The sequence below is a fragment of the Psychrobacter sp. Ps2 genome, assembly GCF_022129405.1.
Taxonomy (GTDB): Bacteria; Pseudomonadota; Gammaproteobacteria; order Pseudomonadales; family Moraxellaceae; genus Psychrobacter.
The window spans coordinates 72,194-91,828 of record NZ_JADQAM010000049.1 but is presented as its reverse complement, the minus strand read 5'-3'; the positions used below and the strand labels follow the sequence as shown (position 1 = coordinate 91,828).

16 protein-coding genes are annotated in these 19,635 nt (G+C 44.0%); 7 read left to right on the top strand and 9 right to left on the bottom strand.

Going from position 1 to position 19,635, the window contains the following annotated elements; all coding sequences use genetic code 11:
• Positions 1 to 7: 7 nt before the first annotated feature.
• From I3254_RS06355 to I3254_RS06345, 3 genes are all read right to left on the bottom strand, one after another.
• Positions 8 to 1,093, bottom strand: coding sequence for an iron chelate uptake ABC transporter family permease subunit (locus I3254_RS06355; RefSeq protein ID WP_238052131.1), 1,086 nt, complete (start codon positions 1,091 to 1,093; stop codon positions 8 to 10).
• Between the two features lie 96 nt (positions 1,094 to 1,189).
• On the bottom strand, positions 1,190 to 2,128 hold the full coding sequence (locus I3254_RS06350; protein ID WP_101211980.1) for an iron chelate uptake ABC transporter family permease subunit: 939 nt from the start codon (positions 2,126 to 2,128) through the stop codon (positions 1,190 to 1,192).
• 228 nt (positions 2,129 to 2,356) lie between these two features.
• Positions 2,357 to 3,409: an ABC transporter substrate-binding protein gene (locus tag I3254_RS06345; RefSeq protein ID WP_101205182.1), complete on the bottom strand. Its 1,053-nt coding sequence runs from the start codon at positions 3,407 to 3,409 to the stop codon at positions 2,357 to 2,359.
• Positions 3,410 to 3,895: 486 nt separating this feature from the next.
• Between I3254_RS06345 and I3254_RS06340 the strand changes: the two genes are divergently transcribed.
• The 3 genes from I3254_RS06340 (at position 3,896) to I3254_RS06330 (ending at position 6,181) form a co-directional block, all read left to right on the top strand.
• Positions 3,896 to 4,855 (top strand): energy transducer TonB, encoded by a 960-nt coding sequence (locus I3254_RS06340; protein WP_238052130.1) that lies wholly within the window; start codon positions 3,896 to 3,898, stop codon positions 4,853 to 4,855.
• 108 nt (positions 4,856 to 4,963) lie between these two features.
• Positions 4,964 to 5,653, top strand: coding sequence for a MotA/TolQ/ExbB proton channel family protein (locus I3254_RS06335; RefSeq protein ID WP_238052129.1), 690 nt, complete (start codon positions 4,964 to 4,966; stop codon positions 5,651 to 5,653).
• A gap of 126 nt (positions 5,654 to 5,779) precedes the next feature.
• A complete protein-coding gene (locus tag I3254_RS06330) occupies positions 5,780 to 6,181 on the top strand; it encodes a biopolymer transporter ExbD (RefSeq protein WP_025651314.1) in 402 nt (133 codons plus the stop codon).
• Between the two features lie 225 nt (positions 6,182 to 6,406).
• On the opposite strand, the gene I3254_RS06325 is transcribed toward I3254_RS06330, so the two are convergent.
• Positions 6,407 to 6,946 (bottom strand): DUF2799 domain-containing protein, encoded by a 540-nt coding sequence (locus I3254_RS06325; protein ID WP_227684749.1) that lies wholly within the window; start codon positions 6,944 to 6,946, stop codon positions 6,407 to 6,409.
• A gap of 357 nt (positions 6,947 to 7,303) precedes the next feature.
• Between I3254_RS06325 and I3254_RS06320 the strand changes: the two genes are divergently transcribed.
• Both I3254_RS06320 and topA read left to right on the top strand, forming a co-directional pair.
• Positions 7,304 to 7,900 (top strand): hypothetical protein, encoded by a 597-nt coding sequence (locus I3254_RS06320; RefSeq protein WP_179797808.1) that lies wholly within the window; start codon positions 7,304 to 7,306, stop codon positions 7,898 to 7,900.
• A 283-nt stretch (positions 7,901 to 8,183) separates the two neighbouring features.
• Positions 8,184 to 10,850: a type I DNA topoisomerase gene (gene topA / locus I3254_RS06315; RefSeq protein ID WP_238052128.1), complete on the top strand. Its 2,667-nt coding sequence runs from the start codon at positions 8,184 to 8,186 to the stop codon at positions 10,848 to 10,850.
• 225 nt (positions 10,851 to 11,075) lie between these two features.
• On the opposite strand, the gene I3254_RS06310 is transcribed toward topA, so the two are convergent.
• Both I3254_RS06310 and lon read right to left on the bottom strand, forming a co-directional pair.
• A complete protein-coding gene (locus I3254_RS06310; protein ID WP_165598522.1) occupies positions 11,076 to 11,633 on the bottom strand; it encodes a superoxide dismutase family protein in 558 nt (185 codons plus the stop codon).
• A gap of 361 nt (positions 11,634 to 11,994) precedes the next feature.
• Positions 11,995 to 14,598, bottom strand: coding sequence for an endopeptidase La (gene lon, locus I3254_RS06305; protein ID WP_238052127.1), 2,604 nt, complete (start codon positions 14,596 to 14,598; stop codon positions 11,995 to 11,997).
• A 434-nt stretch (positions 14,599 to 15,032) separates the two neighbouring features.
• On the opposite strand from lon, the gene I3254_RS06300 reads away from it, so the two are divergent.
• A complete protein-coding gene (locus tag I3254_RS06300; RefSeq protein ID WP_238052125.1) occupies positions 15,033 to 16,394 on the top strand; it encodes a Na+/H+ antiporter NhaC family protein in 1,362 nt (453 codons plus the stop codon).
• Positions 16,395 to 16,513: 119 nt separating this feature from the next.
• Here I3254_RS06300 and I3254_RS06295 read toward each other — a convergent pair whose 3' ends face one another.
• The 3 genes from I3254_RS06295 to I3254_RS06285 all read right to left on the bottom strand — a co-directional run bounded on the left by I3254_RS06295 (position 16,514) and on the right by I3254_RS06285 (position 17,984).
• Complete coding sequence (locus I3254_RS06295) at positions 16,514 to 16,930, bottom strand: hypothetical protein (protein WP_102093054.1); 417 nt, start codon at positions 16,928 to 16,930, stop codon at positions 16,514 to 16,516.
• A gap of 155 nt (positions 16,931 to 17,085) precedes the next feature.
• Positions 17,086 to 17,334, bottom strand: coding sequence for a hypothetical protein (locus I3254_RS06290; RefSeq protein ID WP_238052124.1), 249 nt, complete (start codon positions 17,332 to 17,334; stop codon positions 17,086 to 17,088).
• On the bottom strand, positions 17,334 to 17,984 hold the full coding sequence (locus I3254_RS06285) for a 5-formyltetrahydrofolate cyclo-ligase (protein WP_238052123.1): 651 nt from the start codon (positions 17,982 to 17,984) through the stop codon (positions 17,334 to 17,336). The genes I3254_RS06290 and I3254_RS06285 overlap by 1 nt, the downstream gene beginning before the upstream one ends.
• 198 nt (positions 17,985 to 18,182) lie before the next feature.
• On the opposite strand from I3254_RS06285, the gene fumC reads away from it, so the two are divergent.
• Positions 18,183 to 19,586, top strand: coding sequence for a class II fumarate hydratase (fumC, locus tag I3254_RS06280; protein WP_238052120.1), 1,404 nt, complete (start codon positions 18,183 to 18,185; stop codon positions 19,584 to 19,586).
• The last annotated feature ends 49 nt before the right edge of the window (positions 19,587 to 19,635 follow it).

The following is a 19,635-nucleotide window of genomic DNA, read 5'->3' as shown; positions in this document are numbered from 1 at the left end:
TAAGTAATCATAAAGAACGACGCTGAGACATAAATATCAATGCTAAGAACATCAATCCGCCCGCTAGCTCTATCACCACTGACAATACGCCTGCCATATCTAGCACTTGCTCAAAGAGTGTTTGACCCAGCACTAAGCAAATCATAGCGACCAAACTGACCAATATCAGCCGCTCGGTGTGATACATATGTCGTGCGATACGATTGGTCAATGCGCAAACCAATAGACCAAAGAAAGTCACTGGACCGACCAGTGCAGTAGCCGTGGCAACCAGTACAGCGATGACAGTTAATAGACCAAATGCTAGACGCTGATAGTTGATACCAAGGTTGAGGGCTTGTGCTTGTCCGAGCATCAACACATCGCACTGGTAACGCCAGCGCCATACAAATATTGCAGTGATAGCACAGATAAATAAGCTGATGCCTAGTAGCTGAGGGTTGACCGTATTGAACTGTGCGTAGCTAGCAGATTGTACGACCACAAAATCATCAGGGTTAATCAGTCGTGCAATGAGTGCTGATAAGCTGCGAAACAATACGCCAAAGATAACGCCCACCAAGATTAGCCGCGTCAGATCCTGACTGCTTTTAGAAAATAATAGCTTAAATAATAATAAAGATGCCCCAAACATCAGGACAATCTCTAGCGTGAACTTAACAATAGGATCGAGACTGGTAAAGCTAATCGCACCTAAAAAGAAAACCAGTAAGCTCTGCAACAGAACATAGAGTGAATCAAAACCGAGTAGGGAGGGCGTTAAAATTGGATTGTGAGTCAACGTCTGAAACAGTAACGTCGACACGCCAATCGCATAGCCAACCACCATCAGTGCCAGCAGTTTTTTGCCGCGTAATGGTAGTGCAAAGTCCCAATAGCCATTGACATTGAGCGTCATAAACAAGGTCATCGAGATCAGTAGAATAATAGCTGCTATGGATTTTGGATGGGCAGCTATCCATGCCCAAAGCTTTGCCAAATGACCTTGTGCAGCGGCTGAATACTGACCATCTGCTGAAGATGAATTATTTACCGCTGTGCTGGTTCTGGTAGCATCAGTCTTGGTGGAAGTAAGCTTAGTTGATGAGAACATACAAAAATCCTATGGTGCCAAGCTTATCTAATAAGGCAAAAAATGAACGACGGTAAGCGAGTGTTGAAAATTAATACATAGTTAGTGAACATGGTGCTACTGCTCAGCTGGCGCACGTAATAACAGCCATAAAAACAGCACCGTACCAACCACACCAAAAATGGTGGCGACCGGTACTTCAAATGGATAGCGAATAGAGCGCCCAATAATATCGCATAGCAACACAGCTGAAGCACCAAGTAGGGCCACTGCTGGCAAGCTGCGACGCAACTTATCTCCCATTAGGCGGCTCACAATGTTTGGCACGACCAGCCCAATAAAAGGAATCATGCCTACAGTCACAACCACGACAGCGCTCATCATGGCTACCATACCCACGCCAATCCAAGTGACTTGACGCTTACTAATACCCAAATTCAAGGCGATATTGTCACCCAAGCCGACGATGGTCAGCTTGTCGGCAATAATATAAGCCAGCACACACAGTCCACCCGTCAGCCACAACAGCTCATAGCGCCCTGCCAATACGCCTGAGAAATCCCCAAACTGCCAAACACTCAGCATCTGTAGTGATTCGGTTTGATAAGCGATAAAGGTAGTGACTGCTTCGATAATGCCGCCAAAGACAATGCCAATCAGTGGAATCATCAAAAAATCAGTGGGCGGAATACGGTGAATCAGCAGCATAAATAGCATCATGCCAAAAACGGCAGCGATGGTTGCCACGCCCATTTTGACAATGAGCGCACTGGCAGGGAACAGTAAACTGACCACCAGCAAACCAAGTGCAGCACTCTGAGTCGCACCAACCATAGATGGCTCTACAAAGCGGTTTTTTAGTACTACTTGGATAATCATCCCAGCCACTGCCATCGCAATACCAGTCAAAATAATGGCGATAGTACGCGGTATACGGCTAACCAATAGCAGCGAGCTATCGGAATTAGCACTCTGGGTCAGAAGGCTTTGCAAGATACCTGACCACGAAAAGTCAGCCACCCCAATAGATAAGCTCAATAACACCAAAAGCCCCATAAGAATGAGGCTTGCTATATTGATGAACCACGGTGGTATGACAGTACGTCGATGTAACGCATTGCCAGTACCGCTTTGCCAGCTTGACGCTGATGTAGCAGTACTGGATTTGAGCCTAGCATGAGTACGGTGTGAAAATAACGACATAATCTCTACTGGCTTAAAAATGAGCAGGGTTAACGGTAATAATACCTACTTGTGCAACAATAGTTTGCATAGAAAACAACGTTATTTAGCACTAGCAAAAGCATCTTTGATTGTCGTTAGATCCTGCATCCATTGATAGTAGCCACCAAATGCTAAGTAAGAGTCTGGACTTAGATAGACCACTTGCTGTTTGCTCCATGCATTGGTTTGAGCAACCAATGGATTGTCTAACACGGCCTTGGCACCAATACCATCTTCACCAATCGCGGCACTACGGTCGATGACAAATAACCAATCTGGATTGGCTTTTTGAATGTATTCAAAAGATATCGGTTGACCGTGAGGCGCATCGGCAATTTTGTCATCTGACATTGGGACACCCAATACGGTATGAATAAAACCATAGCGAGACTTGTCACCATAGGCTGACATTTTGTTGCCATTGACCATGACGACTAGGCCAGTGCCTTTATTCTCTTCTGTCAGACTCTTAGTCTCAGTGATGAGTCCATCGATATTTTGTTGTAGCTTAGCTGCCTGATCGCTTTTACCAAACAGTGCACCTAGATCATGTAGGCGCTGCTTGCTTGACTCATAGATGTTAGCTGTATCAATACTCATGTCTAACGTTGGCGCGATACTTGATAGCTCGTCGTATTTTTCTGCCATGCGTGAACCAACCAAAATAGCTTGTGGCTGCATTGCATTCAACGCTTCAAGATCTGGCTCAAATACAGTACCTACCGATTTTGGATCAGGCTGTGTTTCTGAATGTAGGTTCTTTAGTAATAGACCACCAGGCATACCATCGACCGCCACATCTAGCGCGGCCAAGTCTTGCATCAACGTCATGTCATAGACGACAAGTGGCGATGGGTTCATAGCCAGCTCAACATCACCTTTTACGGTATTGACCATGATTTTCTCAGCAGATACAGCGTCATTACTGGCAACATTCTGTGATTCATCAGCCGTTGGGTTTTCAGTTTTGGCGTCTGCTGGCTCAGAATCATTAGATTCAGGCGAGCTACATCCTGCCACTACCGTAGCTAATAACACTGTCATGGCAGCAGTCAGTAATGGACGTTTGAAAAAAGAGGCGGTAGATCTGCTAGATAATAAGGGTGTCGGCATAATGAACTCGGTCTATAAAAAAATGTTTAAGCAATTGTCTAAAATAATTGCAAATGAATAACGCTAAAAATATTAAGTCTGAAAGATGCTTGAGATAAAAAGCATAAAATAAATAGTCTACTTAGTACCAATTACTAACTTTTTATACGAATAGTTTTTATAAAAATAGTATGGGTAGACAGTACAGCGGTTATAATAAAGTAGTTGAGACTCATTATCAATATAAATGATAATGGTTTTTATTAACAGCACTTGTTATATTAAACGCAACGTATCATTTGATGTAAAGATAAGATTCATAGTAGTGAGGTATAAAAGTAGGTAACGTTCATAGAAATAAGCGTTCTGATAAATAAGGCTACTAAGCAATGTCACGTGTCAGAGATGTATTAAATAGCGAAAATATTGTAAATTATTATTGATAATAATTATCGTTTGCATTATTATCTACGCCATTCTACTCTGAGTAATAAACATTAGGCTGTTATGAGTTCAACGGATTTAGACGCGCCACCACTTAAATCGTTATTGCTAGCTATTGTTGCAGTCTTAGGACTCCATGTGCTTGCCGCAATTGCACTAGTGGCAATAAAAACGCCTGAACTCAAACCTGAGCCAAAAAAAGAGATGTCACCACTTGAGATAAAGTTTGTGTCATTACCGGCAAAAACGCTCTCAACTGAAGTAGAAAAGCAAACAGTCACAGCCAAAAAAGAAGTACAGCCTGAGGTACAAGTTCAGCCAGTGCCGCAACCTGAACCAAAGCCTAAAGAGCCGGTTAGAAAACCAAAAGAGACACCAGTAAAACCAAAAGAGCCTGTTGTAAAAAATATAGAGCCGAAAGTGACGCCTGTGATAGCGTCAGAAAAGCCTCGTCCTGATATCAGTCAAAAAGTAGCCCCAAAAGAGCCGCTACCGAAACCGAAGGTTGATAACTCAGCAGCTGAAGCACAACGTCAAGCAGCTGCCCAAGCTGAATCAGAGCGACAAGCCAGAAAGGCTGAGCAAGAGGCACAAGCTAGGGCAGAGCAAGAAGCCAAAAGGGTTGCTGATGCCAAAGCTGCCGTTCAGGCGAAGGCTGCCGCAGAGGCCGCCGCTGCACAAGCAAGAGCTGAGGCAGAAGCAGCAGCTGCTTTAGCACAGAGTAATGAGCCTGTGAGCTTTACTGCTAGCTCTGCCAACTGGGCATCTGCGCCAAACTTTAGTTTCCCTGAGCGCGCCGCACGTAGAGCTCGTTCTGGTGATACGCTCAACGTTGTCTTAATATTACGAGTCAACAAACAAGGCGGCATCGATAACGTGCGAGTGGCTCAATCATCAGGTAATCCGCTAGTAGACAAAGAAGCCCGACGTCAAGTTCGATCTGGCAAGTTCAAACCCTTTACTAAGAATGGCGTACCCGTGGTAGGTGATGTAACTCTACCGATCAGTTACGCGGTTCCTTGATAGCTCACATTTTATAACAACGTATTTATTAATCATTTTTCATTATAAAACTAAACATGATATTTACCTCAGTATCATGTAATGGCATTACACATTAAGGAGTCTGACATGGACTTTATGCAATACTGGCAGATCAGCGACATGGTGACAAAAACGTTGTTCTTTTTGTTGCTTGCGTTATCTATTCTCTCTTGGGTGACAGGTATCGTCCGCGTATTGCAAAGCCGTAAGCTGGCGACCAATGTAGCAGATGATTTGAGTCAGCAATTACAAGCCAAACAGTCTGACTTAGCTGGTACTGATGCTGCCACTCGCCGCTTGGTGACTGAGCAGACTTTGCTCAAGCATATCGGTCGCTATCGCTTTGCTAGTGAGCGCGGTCTGCCGATTCTTGGTACGACGGCAGCGATTGCACCGTTCATCGGCTTGTTTGGTACGGTATGGGGTATTTTCCATGCCTTGCACAATATCGGTATGAGTGGTCAGGCAGGATTGGGGCAGGTTGCAGGGCCAGTCGGTGAAGCTCTAATTATGACAGGTCTTGGTATTGCAGTAGCGATTCCAGCTGTGGTGTTTTATAACCTTGCAGTACGTATCAATCGCCGCATAATGTATCAAGCCAACGACAGAGCACATGATTTATTGGCGCAATCAACGGGTCTTGTGGATACTACCAAGGTAACTGCGAGCCATGCTGTTAGCGCTTCACAAGTGCACGCTGCAACAAGCAGTCGTTCAACGACGAGCGAGACGCAGCATACTAGCAACTACAGTAATTCTGTGCCAAAGCAACTATAGATATTGCTGATTCTACAGATACTGATTCTGTAGATGCTAGGTCTGTAAAGGCTCAAACGACAAGTCGAAAAACCGTCGAAAAACGGCTTGGCTGTGTGAAAATAACCAAAAGTATTGAGAGTAACTATGGCATTTCAATTGGGTGATGATGACGTACGAAGCATGGATGAGATGAACCTCATTCCGCTTATCGATATCATGCTGGTATTGATGATTATATTTTTATTGACAGCGACCGTGCTGAATCCGACGGTGCCTTTAGATTTGCCAGAGACCAGTGCCGCGCTTAATGAGACGCCGCCAGAAGCGATCCAAGTCAGTATTGATAAAGATGCGGGGATATTCTGGGATAGCGACCCAATCAGCATGGAAGAATTAGAGACACGCTTGCAGCAACAAGGCGCGACTGGTAAGAATCCAGCGGTACAGTTACGTGCAGATAAAGAAGGTAAGTACGATACGGTCGCTCAAGTCTTAGCAGCGGCAAGTAACGCTGGACTGACCAAAATCGCATTTGTGAATGAATAGTTTAGTAGCTAAATACTGAAAAGCTTAAGCATTGAATAGTTTAAGCACTGTGAGTCAGTGCTAATAGGTTTAGCCCTATAGTAGAAAACTGGCTAGATAAACCAATAGCCCAACCAGTAAAACAACCAGAACCGCTATAATAAAAACAATTAAAATAATAAAATTTTCTCCAACCTCATTAACTACTTAAACCTCAAATTAAGTCGTTAGTGAGGTTTTCTTTTTTTACCAACCATAGCCAAACGGACGATAGCCATAACCGAAGCCTGCATGTCTGTAGCCAAATGGGTAAGGAGAGCGTAAGTAGTCGAGATCGCGCTGACGGAGATAGTAGTAGCGCCCTTGAGAGTAAGCTTCTTCTAACTTCTCAATACCTTCTAATGGACAAACAGGTTGCCAGTCATAGCCTTCGCGACCGAGCTTATAAGCGCTCAGCTCGGTACAGTAGTTTTTGAGACCTTGTTGGCGGCCTTGTTCCCATTGGATACGGTTAGGACTAGCTCCGCCAACACTGGCGCAGCTATTGGTATAGTGACCGAAGTAAGCACCTGAACGTCCTTGCGAGCCATCAGCATAGCCGACTTCTTGCCAATTACTGCTTTGACATTGCTGCGGCGTTAGGCTCTGAGTCGTGGCACAGCCTGATAATGTCAGTACGACCGCGCCAAGTAGCGATAGACTCATGCCTGTTTTGCTCGAGACTTTACTTGTCAGCTTGCGAGCGTGATAAGCGTCCGATGAGTTTGACTTAATAAGATAATTCATAATAAACCTGCGCGCGTTTAAAATTATGGTTTATCATAGCACTTTTTTGCGCTAACCACTTTTCGTATCTGGTTTTTATAGCGTGCTGTGTTCGGTAAATTTGTATACGCTAAATAACTGATTTAATAGCGTAACTTGCTAAATTGTCATATGCTTTAAAAGCACTCGTTGCACCGCGATTGGACGACAACGCTTGATTTTTAATGGTTCGTGCTCATTATAAGCCCCTATATATCGTTGTTTGTTATCGTGCTAATCGCAAATTTATATGTACTATTTATAAATAACGGTTCATTAGCGATACTTACCGCTATATCTCTTAGTATCTTTTTCATTTAGTCAAAAGGCCAGACCATCATGGGAACATTGATTGGCGTTATCATTGTACTATTCGTATTAGGGAGTATGATGGCGCTCAAACCGAACGGTATCGATCAGCGTTTGGATAAGCTGCGTATGACCGCGCGTCGTTTACAGCTCAATCCAAAGCTCGTTTCGTGCCCTGATTGGATCAAAGGCCGTGACAATGAGTATGGCCGCGGTATGCTTGGGCAGTACTGCCTGATATTTGAAGACACTAAACTGCCGCATACCCGTTATCAAGTGATTGATGGGCAGTGGCGACCAGACAGCAGTTTTGTCGATACCAGTACAGATGATAAGACGCTTACTATTCCCAGTGCGATTCGTTCTAGTCAAATCAGCAATAATCCGACGGTCAAAAAAACTGATTTTAGCTTGGATCAAGTGCCGTTAGAGCTGCCAGTAAGTATCGAACCGTTTGTTAAAGGTCTATTGACCAAGGCAAATAGCATTATTATTTATTGGGAAGATATTGCTTATGTACGTCCAGCATCTAATCCTACGTACCATCAAAAACGGATTGAAGCGGACTTATTAGTGCTCAAAGAAAACCTTGAGAAATGGGCGCTACAGATGCAAAAACAAGCATAAACCTAGTAAAGCGTTTTTTCGTCTCCATTAAAGGGCAATATGCAAGCGGTTTGTCATATTCAAATTATTTAAAGTTGACAGTTTAACGCTTAGCAGTGTAACGTCTTTATAACTATATCTTTATTTTATGGTTATTATTTGTTTTATAACCTTTTTTATCAGCAGCGATTATTACTATAAATAGTTGAACCATGGTCAAACCATGAGTATCAGCTTCCATAAATTGCCGTGCTGCTGAATTTAACCTTACTTTTAATTTACTTATATTATGGTGTCGTCAAACATGGCAAAAACCACAACCAAAAAAAGTCCAGCACCAGCTGCTGACAGCCCGAAGGGTAAGTCTTTGGTGATTGTAGAATCACCAGCCAAGGCAAAAACGATTAATAAATACCTTGGTGATGACTTTATCGTACGTTCAAGTATCGGTCACGTCCGTGATTTGCCGGTCAGTGCGAGCAAAAGCGCAAAGAAAGCAACGACCGCTAAAAAAGATGACAGTCTGACCAAAGAAGAAAAAGCGCAGCAAGCACTGGTACGCCGCATGGGTGTAGATCCAGAGCATGATTGGGCGGCAGTCTATGAAGTACTACCAAACAAAACCAAAGTCATCAAAGAGCTTAAAGCACTAGCCAAAGACGCTGATAAAATCTATCTAGCAACGGATATGGATAGAGAAGGAGAAGCGATCGCTTGGCATCTCAAAGAAGTCATCGGTGGCCCTGATAGTAAATATCAACGTGTGGTCTTCAACGAGATTACCAAATCAGCTATTCAAAGTGCGTTTAAACAGCCTTCGAAATTAGACATTGACCGCGTGAATGCACAGCAAGCGCGTCGATTCTTAGACCGTGTTGTTGGCTTTATGGTATCGCCGCTATTATGGCAAAAAATAGCCCGCGGACTGTCTGCAGGCCGTGTACAGTCAGTCGCTATGCGCTTGGTCGTCGAGCGTGAGCATGAGATTCGCGCGTTCATTCCAGAAGAGTACTGGCAGATTCATGCTGATACACACATCGCCAATGGCAAAGCCAAAAAAACCTCAGACGCTGAGCAAATCGGTATACGCTTAGAGGCGACCAAACAAGGTGGCAAAACCCTAAAGCTTGGTAATAAAGAGCAAACCGATAAAGTCTTAGAGATACTCAAAGCAAGCGATTTTATTGTTAAAGAGCGTGAAGAAAAACCAACGCAATCACGCCCAAGCGCGCCATTTATTACTTCGACCTTGCAGCAGGCTGCTAGCACGCGCTTAGGATTCTCTGTTAAGAAAACCATGATTTTGGCGCAGCGTCTATATGAAGCGGGTCATATTACTTATATGCGTACCGATTCGACATTCTTATCAGGCGACGCACTTGCTGCTGTCCGTGGTCATATCGAAGACAGCTATGGTGCAAAATATGTACCAGAAAAACCAAATTTCTATGGTAACAAGCAAGGCGCACAAGAAGCGCATGAAGCGATTCGTCCTTCTAATGTCAATACGAAATCAACACAGCTCAAAGGTGTTGAGCGTGATGCGATACGTCTATACGAGCTAATCTGGCGTCAATTTGTGGCGTGTCAGATGTTACCTGCCAAATATCTATCAGTGAACCTGTTTGTAGGCGCAGATGATATCGAGCTAAAAGCCCGTGGTCGTACCATGGTATTTGATGGCTATACAAGAGTTATGCCACCAGCCAAGACTGACGACACCTTACTGCCTGATGTCAAAAAAGGCGATAAGTTAAATCTAGATAAGCTAGATCCGAGTCAACACTTTACTAAGCCTGCGCCTCGCTATACAGAAGCTAGCCTAGTAAAAGAGCTTGAGAAAAAAGGCATCGGTCGTCCATCGACGTATGCCTCAATTATCTCAACCATTCAAGATCGTGGTTATGTGAAGTTAGAGAACAAGCGTCTGTTTGCTGAAAAAATGGGTGATATCGTTACTGATAGATTGACGGCTAGCTTCCCAGACTTAATGGATTATACCTTTACTGCTGCGCTTGAAGATAAGCTCGATCATGTGGCAGAAGGTAATCAAGATTGGAAAGATGTGCTTGATAATTTCTATGGCGAGTTCAAAACCACTCTAGAGCGTGCCAAAGAAAAAGACGGCATGCGTCCAAACGATCCGACTGACGTGCCAGATGTCCATTGTGATATCTGTGATCGTCCGATGCAGTTGCGCACAGGGTCAACAGGCGTATTCTTAGGCTGTACTGGCTACAATCTACCGCCAAAAGAGCGCTGTAAAGGCACCAAAAATCTAATGCCAGTCGAAGCATTCGCCAATCTAGATGATGCGGAAGGTGATGACGAAGCGGCAGAAGTTAAAGATTTGATGGAGAAAAAACGCTGTCCGAAATGTGGCACGGCGATGAATGGTTACATCGTAGATGGTGGTCTCAAACTACACATTTGCGGTAACAACCCTGATTGCGATGGTTATATACTAGAAGAAGGCAAGTTTGAAGTTCCTGGCTCAGATGCACCAACCATTGATTGTAATAAGTGCGATGGGCAGATGGAGCTTAAAACAGGACGCTTTGGTCCGTACTTTGCTTGCCAGAACTGTGATAACACGCGCAAGGTGCTAAAAACAGGCGAAGCAGCTCCGCCGCGTATGGATCCAATCCATCTTCCAGAGCTAAAGTCGACCAAGCATGATGATTACTTCATCTTGCGTGAAGGGGCGGCTGGGATGTTCTTAGCAGCGTCTAAGTTCCCGAAAGTGCGCGAGACACGTCCGCCAAAACTGGCTGAGCTACGAGAAATCAAAGATAAAATGGAAGATAAGTTTCAGTATCTGTTTGCAGGGCCAGATGAAGATCCTGAAGGTAACCCAACCATCTTGCGTTGGTCGCGTAAGAAAAAAGAGCAGTACATCGGTTCTGAGAAAAACGGTAAGGCCACACGTTGGGGTGTTTACTGGCGTAATGGTGAATGGGTAGAGGAGTAACTATTAGTTAAAACTAATATAGTGCTTTTATAGCGTCAGACTCATTTAATGTACTACAGGTACAATTTACATTTGTCTTTCTTGTATTGGCTTCAACAAACCTAATAGTTACTTCCAATAAAAAACCCTCTTATAATTTAAGAGGGTTTTTTTATGCTTGTAATATTTCTTCTAAGCTATTTCTATATTTATAGAATTAACCTAAATTAATAGATTTGGACAGTATTAGTTTTTTACAATGATACCGCAACCAATACGATCGCCTGCATTACCTGAAGGCTGACTGGTATAGTCGTCAACGCCAGCATGTACGATAAAGGCCAAACGATTTACGCTATATTTACCTGCTTCAGTCGCTGCGATTTTCTTATTCACATAGTTAATAGTAGCAACACCATCTTCATTAGCAGTTAAGTTTGGCAAGTCACCAGCATGGCCATTCATATCATCTGGATTAGAGTGTGGCTTGTTATCTGGGTTGAAGTGACCGCCTGCCGCTTTACCCATAACGTCACAGCTGCCTGTTTCGTGGATATGTAATGAGACAGTTCTGCCTGGCTGTAAGTTAGTGAGTTTACCGTAAACTTGGACGCCACCATCAACTGGACGTAAGAAAACTTGACCAACTTCTTTCTTCTCACCATCTACTGTTTGTATGGTTGATTTTAGCGTCGGCTGTGCTAAAGGATTGCCTGTTTGCATTTGGCCTTCTACCGTTTGGCAACCAGTCATTGCTAACGCTGAACCGCATAATAGGGTACTTGCAAGTAATGTCTTATTCATCATTATCTCCAATTGTTTGAGTTGTTATTTTTAATCTTCATTAAAGCCACGAATATCTATCTTTATTGTTCTATAAAAATCGGCGTCAATATTCGTTAACATCGGAGTCAGTATAGCCAAGCTAACTCTATAGTTATTCATAAAATGCGCAACAATCAGTTAATAAATGTAAGTATCGTATGGGTTTGAAAAACGAACTAAGATAAATGTTTTTCAAAATTAAATGGCTTTAAATGCGTGAGAGAACTACTAAGAAAGCTATGAACTGCAAGCAAATGAATAACAAACAGGTATAAAAAAGCCGCCCATCATAGTGATGAGCGGCTTCCTAAGCTATAGAACTGGCTTAATAAAGGGTCAATTAATTATGCAGTGCTTTGCCAGAGGTTTTATCAACCGTAACTTTTGCAGGTTTGATTGGTGTTGGCATACTGACCAAAGCAACCTTTAAGATTTCCTCAATCGTGGCGACTGGTTGAATGGTTAGGCCTTCTTTCACGTTATCAGGGATATCAGCCAAATCTCGCTCATTGGTCGCTGGGATCAAGACGTGCTTGATACCACCGCGATGTGCCGCGAGTAGCTTCTCTTTAAGACCGCCAATACGTAATATCTTACCGCGTAAGGTAATCTCACCTGTCATCGCAATATCTGGACGGATAGCGATACCTGTCAACGCAGAGACTAGCGCTGTCGTCAGTGCACCACCAGCAGATGGGCCGTCTTTTGGCGTGGCTCCTTCTGGCATATGGACATGGACGTCTGTTGTTTTAAACGTCTCGTAGTCGATACCTAAGCTATCACCGCGAGCACGAACCACGCTCATAGCTGCGCGAATTGACTCTTTCATCACATCGCCTAGTGAACCGGTAAAGCTAAGCTCGCCTTTACCTTTCATAGCGACCGCTTCAATAGTGAGCAGCTCACCGCCGACCTGAGTCCATGCAAGACCAGTAATACGACCAATTTCAGGCTCTTCTTCAGCCAGACCGTAGTCGTACTGATGTACACCCAGATAGTCATCGATGTTTTTGTCATCGACTGTCACTAGCTGACGTTCTGCTTTTTTCGGAGCACGCGCACCATGAGTTTCAACCGAACCACGAACCACTTTGCGGCAAATTTTATTCACTTCACGCTCAAGGTTACGCACACCTGCTTCACGCGTATAGCTACGCACAATGCTGTGCAATGCTGCTTCAACAATCTCAATTTCACCTTCTTTGAGACCGTTTTGCTTAATCGCTTTTGGCACTAGGTATTTCTGTGCGATATTAACTTTTTCTTCTTCGGTATAACCCGGCAGACGAATAACTTCCATACGGTCAAGCAGTGCAGGTGGAATATCCATGCTGTTGGCAGTACAGATAAACATCACTTGCGACAAATCTAAGTCCATATCTAAATAATGGTCGTTAAATGTATCGTTCTGTGAGGGATCCAATACTTCAAGCAATGCTGATGCTGGATCACCGCGGAAGTCTTGCGCCATCTTATCGATTTCATCTAATAAGAATAGTGGGTTTTTGACTTCTACTTTTGCAAGTGACTGAACAATTTTACCTGGCATCGCACCGATATAAGTACGGCGATGACCACGAATTTCTGCTTCATCACGTACGCCACCAAGCGCCATACGCACAAACTTACGACCCGTGGCACGGGCGATAGATTCGCCTAGTGAAGTTTTACCGACACCCGGAGGACCGACGAGACATAGAATCGGGCCACGAAGTTTCTTCACCCGTGATTGCACGGCGAGGTACTCTAAGATGCGGTCTTTTACATCTTGTAGACCATAATGATCTTCGTCTAATACTGTTTTGGCTTTGTCTAAATTGATCGAGACTTTGGTCGTCGCATTCCACGGCGTGTCCAAAATCCATTCAATATAGTTGCGTACCACTGATGATTCACTTGACGCAGGTGGCATCATTTTGAGCTTTTTAAACTCTTGCTCAGCTTTTTTGCGCACGTCTTCTGGCAAGTCAGCATCTTCTAAGCGCTGCTCTAGCTCAGCCACATCATCTTCACCATCGAACGCACCGTCATTCATATCTGACAGCTCATTTTTAATGGCTTTCATCTTCTCATTTAAGAAGTATTCGCGCTGATTGTCTTCCATTTGCTGACGGACAGCATCTTGGATGTCCTGCTCGATGTTTTGCTCAGCACTTTGCTTGACTAAATATTCAGTCAAAGTGTTGATATGCGTTTTGATATCGTCTTCTTCTAGGAAAGACTGTTTGATATCAAGGTCCATCGACACACGAGTTGAGATGAAATAAACCAACTCAAGCAAGTCGTCGATACGCTTAGCCACACGAGTCAGCTCACGTGCATTGCGAAGTCGCGCATCTGCATAGCTTTCGAATAATGTGGTTAACGCTTGAATGGTATTTTTCTGTTGGCTCTCATCCATGCTGACATCAAGGTCGGCACGCTCAAATCTCGCCATCAATAAATCGTCATGGCCTTCTATGTTATCGACACGAGCGCGGTATTGACCTTCGATCAATACTTTAATGCAGTTCTCATCGCTATCGTGTGGCATAGTGCTGACGATGCGGCACACCGTACCGTACTGATACAAGTTGTCTTGATCAATATCTTCTGTCAGTGAGTCTTTTTGCGCGACTACCAATACTTTATTGCCATACTCAGCCTGTGCCAACTCAACCGCTTTCACCGATGGCGCACGTCCCACAAACAATGCAATCTGCATATGTGGATAGACGACGACGTCACGTAATGCTAGCAGTGGCAGATAGCTTTCATCTTCATTGTCTTTAACAGCGTCAGACGAAGCATTTAACGCATCCGTAGATGAGCTTTCTGTCTCATTATTCGCGTCAGCACTGATGTTAGCGTCAGTGTCAGTATTTGCGTCAGACGTCGTGTCAGTGTTCAGGGCAGATGATACATCGATGTCGATGTTGTCTTTATCAATATTATGTTCACTCATATATTTTTCCTCGTTCCCCAGACTTGTAAAGTCAAGTTCGTGGTTCATGTTTAGATAAATGGTGCTCAGGAAAAAAATTGCAAGGCTGAATGGTGAAGTCGTCTGCTTATCTTTGTTAAATAGTTGTCTGAGCGTCCAGTTATTAATGCAATTAATGTGGGTAACGATGTGTTGTCATTAGTGTGACTGGTCTGTGAAGGATAAAGACAGTCAGAAATTATAGAAGAGGGTTTAGATGTATAGGTGATATTTGGCTAGCTATGATGATGTCTAATCGGTTCTATGCGTAGGCTTTATACCCAAAATAAGGTAAACTGGCGCGCGTCTAAAACAGGCTCTCATATTGAGACGTTTTAGACAACAGGGCGATATTCATTAGTTTCAATATTCATAGGTCTCACTAAGACCAAAGTATAAAGAACAAGGGGCAACACATGGCCATCAATGCAGTATTGCTAGCAGTTATTATTATGCTAGGACTGTCACTTTCGCGAGTGCACGTGGTGCTCAGTTTATTAATCGGCGCGCTGGCAGGTGGACTGCTAGCCGGTCTCGGCATTACTGATACGCTCAATGCTTTTCAAGAAGGCATCCGTAATGGCGCAGAAATTGCGCTGTCGTATGCACTGCTTGGGGCGTTTGCGGTAGCGATTGCTCATTCGGGCTTGCCGCAATCGTTGGCAGGCGCGGTCATCAAGCGTATTGATGCTGCTGGCACGAGTGGCATAATTAAGTACATGCTGTTTGCAGGCCTCATTACCATGAGCTGCTTTAGCCAAAACTTAATCCCTATTCATATTGCCTTTATTCCGCTACTGGTACCGCCACTATTACTAGCATTCAATCGAATGCAGATTGATAGACGTCTGATTGCTTGTCTGATTACTTTCGGACTAGTCACCACCTATATGTTTATTCCTTATGGCTTTGGTGATATCTACCTCAATCAGATTATGCTAAAAAACGTGGGTGAAGCGGGCATTGATGTTGCCAATATTTCTGTGGTGCAAGCCATGGCGATTCCTGCATTGGGCATGCTAATTGGTTTACTGGTTGCCGTATTTATCAGCTACCGTAAGCCACGCGCATATCAGCAGATTGCGATAGATCAGCAAGCGCATGATGCCGTCGTAGAAGGTGATGCATTAAGCAAAACTGCTGCTGGTGCACAGTCGCAAAGCAAGCTAAAGACACTGGTTGCACTGGCTGCTATCGTGACGGCTTTTGTGGTGCAGCTATATACTGATTCGCTACTACTTGGCTCAATGTTTGGCTTTGGTGTGTTTATGGCGACTGGCGTGGTGAAGTGGCGTGATGCTGATGGCGTCTTTAATGACGGTATCAAGCTGATGGCGATGATTGGTTTTATTATGATTACCGCGCAAGGGTTTGCTGAAGTGATGAAAGCCACTGAGCAAATTCAGCCATTGGTCGATGGGGCAGCGTCACTGTTCGCTGGTAATAAAGCGATGGCGGCATTTATTATGCTACTAATCGGTTTGATTGTGACCATGGGCATTGGTTCTTCATTTTCGACCATTCCTATTTTGGCTGCGATTTATGTGCCGCTGTGTATCTCTTTAGGGTTTTCGCCGTTGGCTACTGTGGCGATTATCGGTACGGCTGGCGCGCTGGGTGATGCGGGTTCGCCTGCGTCAGATTCGACATTGGGGCCAACCTCTGGTCTAAACATCGACGGTCAACATGACCATATCAAAGACAGTGTGATACCAACATTTTTGCATTACAACATTCCGCTACTCGCATTTGGTTGGATTGCAGCGATGGTGTTATAAGTGATTTGGTCAGCCCTTTAACTCAATCCAAGTATCTAACAAAAAAGACGCTTATCGGTAAGCGTCTTTTTTTTGCATTAGTTATAGGATTGTTAGAATAATTAAATTAGACGGTTATCTTAAGTACCGATATCTTGCTTTATACTTTCTATATTTTTGCGCAACAGGTATACGAAAAACAGTGTAATGAATGGGTCATAAACACGATCTAGCCTCAAATCACCGTTGATGTATTCAATAGTGGCCAACGCAAACAAAGATAGTAGAATCAAAGAAAAGCATTGAGATATAGGGATCAAAAAATGTAGAAAAGATGTGCTGCTAGAGGACTTTATATGACGCATTTCAATGTGAGTGCTAAGCGCGAAGGTATAAAATGCTGCAAGCGCTAGCAAAAAGGTTCTTAGTTCAGCAAAATCAAAGCCGTCGTAATCATAAATATAAGCCGCAGGCGTGGCCAGTAGTAATAGCACGAACAAATAAAAACAAACTTGTAGCGAAGCGGGCGACATAAACTCTTTTTTTACTTTGTCCACGATCAACGACCTATACTGTAATGATAATTATTTGCGATAAGTATAGTTTATAGGTTATATAGAAACAATAGTTTGGCAATAAAAAGAAAACGTCGATCAAATCAAACTAACATATAACCGCGTTTCTTCAAATTATGCTCTATCAGTTATATATGTTATTCATCAAAATCCCCAATCTCACTATTCAAACTACTCAAAAATGCATCACTTTGCGCAAGCAGCTCATTTAACCTTTCTTCATTGACGAGCCGTGTCATTTCTTCAGCGCTAAAGGGCTGCTCTTGACTGTAGTAACGTATCTCTCTAGCGTCCTCATTGCCTAATGTCTGCAAATACTCATCCACACTGTCTGCACTGGAATCAGCAGCGCTAGAGTCTTTTTCAAACTGTTTATCGTCTTTCATTAAAACCACCTTATGCCGCTTGGCGTAATTAAACCATCTAATGGCACATCCCACGGTTGACGTGCTAATTGTTCAACCACTTGAAAATCATAGCACCAGCCTATCTTTAACGGCCTTGAAGCCCCTGATCGATAGCTTTTCCCAAGCGTCGTATCATAGAACCCGCCACCCATGCCCATACGATTACCGTTTAGATCAACCGCGACTAACGGACAAATAATCACGTCTAGTTCTGATGCCCATAATAGAGCGCGACTGTGGTTTTGTTTCATACCTAATTGATGAATGCGAGTGGGGACATTAACCAGTTTTGAGTGATAAACAGGCACAAAGCGCAATCGTTTATCGTCATTGCCATTGCTAGTACGACCAAGTGAACCGACAACCGGTAAATAAGGTAAATAGCCTAAGCGTTGACACCAGTCTAATATTGGCTGAGTAGGTAGCTCACCAAAGCCATCGTAATATAAGCCAATGCGTGCATTCGTTGGCAATCGCTGCTGTAACTTGGTTAGATGCAAACCTGCAAACTGAGAAAATTGTCTCCGCGTGCCGTCGTTTAACTGGCGGCGCTGGCGAGTAAAGAGCCGTCTGGGCGGGTTGCTAACTGTCGATTCCTCTGACGCTGAGATTTTTGGTTCAGGATACATAGTTATATTATCCGATAATTTATTGAGTTGATGGTGACTGGTGCTTTTAGACGTCAGCAATGGCTATTTGTGAATATTCAACACGCCTTAGTCATGCTATCATAACGCCACTTTACATCGTATTTCCGTTTATGTGCAGCAGCTGTTGCACTTTTTATCGTTCAGTTATTTAACAACAAACCAGTAAAGAGGGTAGTTATGTCGACACAGAATCAGGCAACTCGTACCGAAAAAGATACCATGGGCAACGTAGAAGTCCCAGCTGATGCTTATTGGGGTGCGCAAACTCAGCGTAGCCGCGAAAACTTCAAAATTGGTGGCGAGACTTTGCCGCGTCCAATGATTGAAGCGATGGCACTGGTCAAAAAAGCCGCTGCGATTACCAATGCAAGCCTAGAGCGTATCGAAGGCGACAAGCGTGATCTCATCGTACAAGCCGCTGACGAAATCATCAATGGTGGTCTGGTCGATCAGTTCCCATTGGTTGTATGGCAGACAGGTTCTGGCACCCAGTCAAACATGAACATGAACGAAGTATTGGCCAACCGTGCTAACGAAATCGCTGGTTCTGAGCGCGGCAGCTACACGCCAATTCACCCAAATGACCATGTAAACCATGCGCAGTCTACCAACGACAGTTTCCCAACAGCGATTCGTGTAGCTGCTGCTCGTCAAATCAACAGCTTATTGATTCCTGCGGTAAAAGCACTACGCGACACATTAGCGGCTAAAGCCAAAGAGTTCGATAGCATTGTAAAAATCGGTCGTACGCATTTACAAGATGCTACTCCATTAACGTTAGGTCAAGAGTTCAGCGGCTATGTTAGCCAACTTGACCATTCATTGACTCGTATCGACAACGCGCTACAAGGCCTATATGAATTGCCACTAGGTGGTACTGCGGTTGGTACTGGTCTAAACGCCCATCCTGACTATGCAGTAAAATCAGCTGCGCAACTAGCGACTTTAACTGGCTTGCCATTCGTTACGTCACCGAACAAATTTGAAGCACTAGCGGCTCGTGATGCAGAAGTATTTGCGTCAGGCGCATTAAAAACGCTAGCGGGCAGCTTAAACAAAATCGCTAACGACGTACGTTGGTTGGCATCTGGCCCTCGTTGTGGTCTTGGCGAGTTGACGATTCCTGAAAATGAGCCAGGCTCTTCTATCATGCCAGGCAAAGTAAACCCAACGCAGTCAGAAGCAATGACCATGGTTGTCGCTCAGGTCATGGGTAACGACACAACTATCAGCATGGCTGGCGCATCAGGTAACTTTGAGCTAAACGTGTATAAGCCAGTTATCGCCTTTAACTTGTTACAGTCTATCAAGCTGCTTGGCGATGCTTGCAACAGCTTCAACGAGAACTGTGCCGTTGGTATCGAGCCAGTAAAAGACAAAATCGATGACTTCTTGCACAACTCATTGATGCTAGTAACGTCATTGAACCGTCATGTTGGTTATGAAAATGCGGCGAAAATCGCTAAGACTGCTTATAAAGAAAACAAAACTTTGAAGCAAGTTGCGGTTGAGCTAGAGCTACTAACTGAAGCGCAGTTTGATGAGTGGGTCATTCCTGCTGATATGGTACATCCTAAGTAAAAAGTAGACCAAATAATGATCTGCTACGGCGTCAGACTCGCTTAATGTA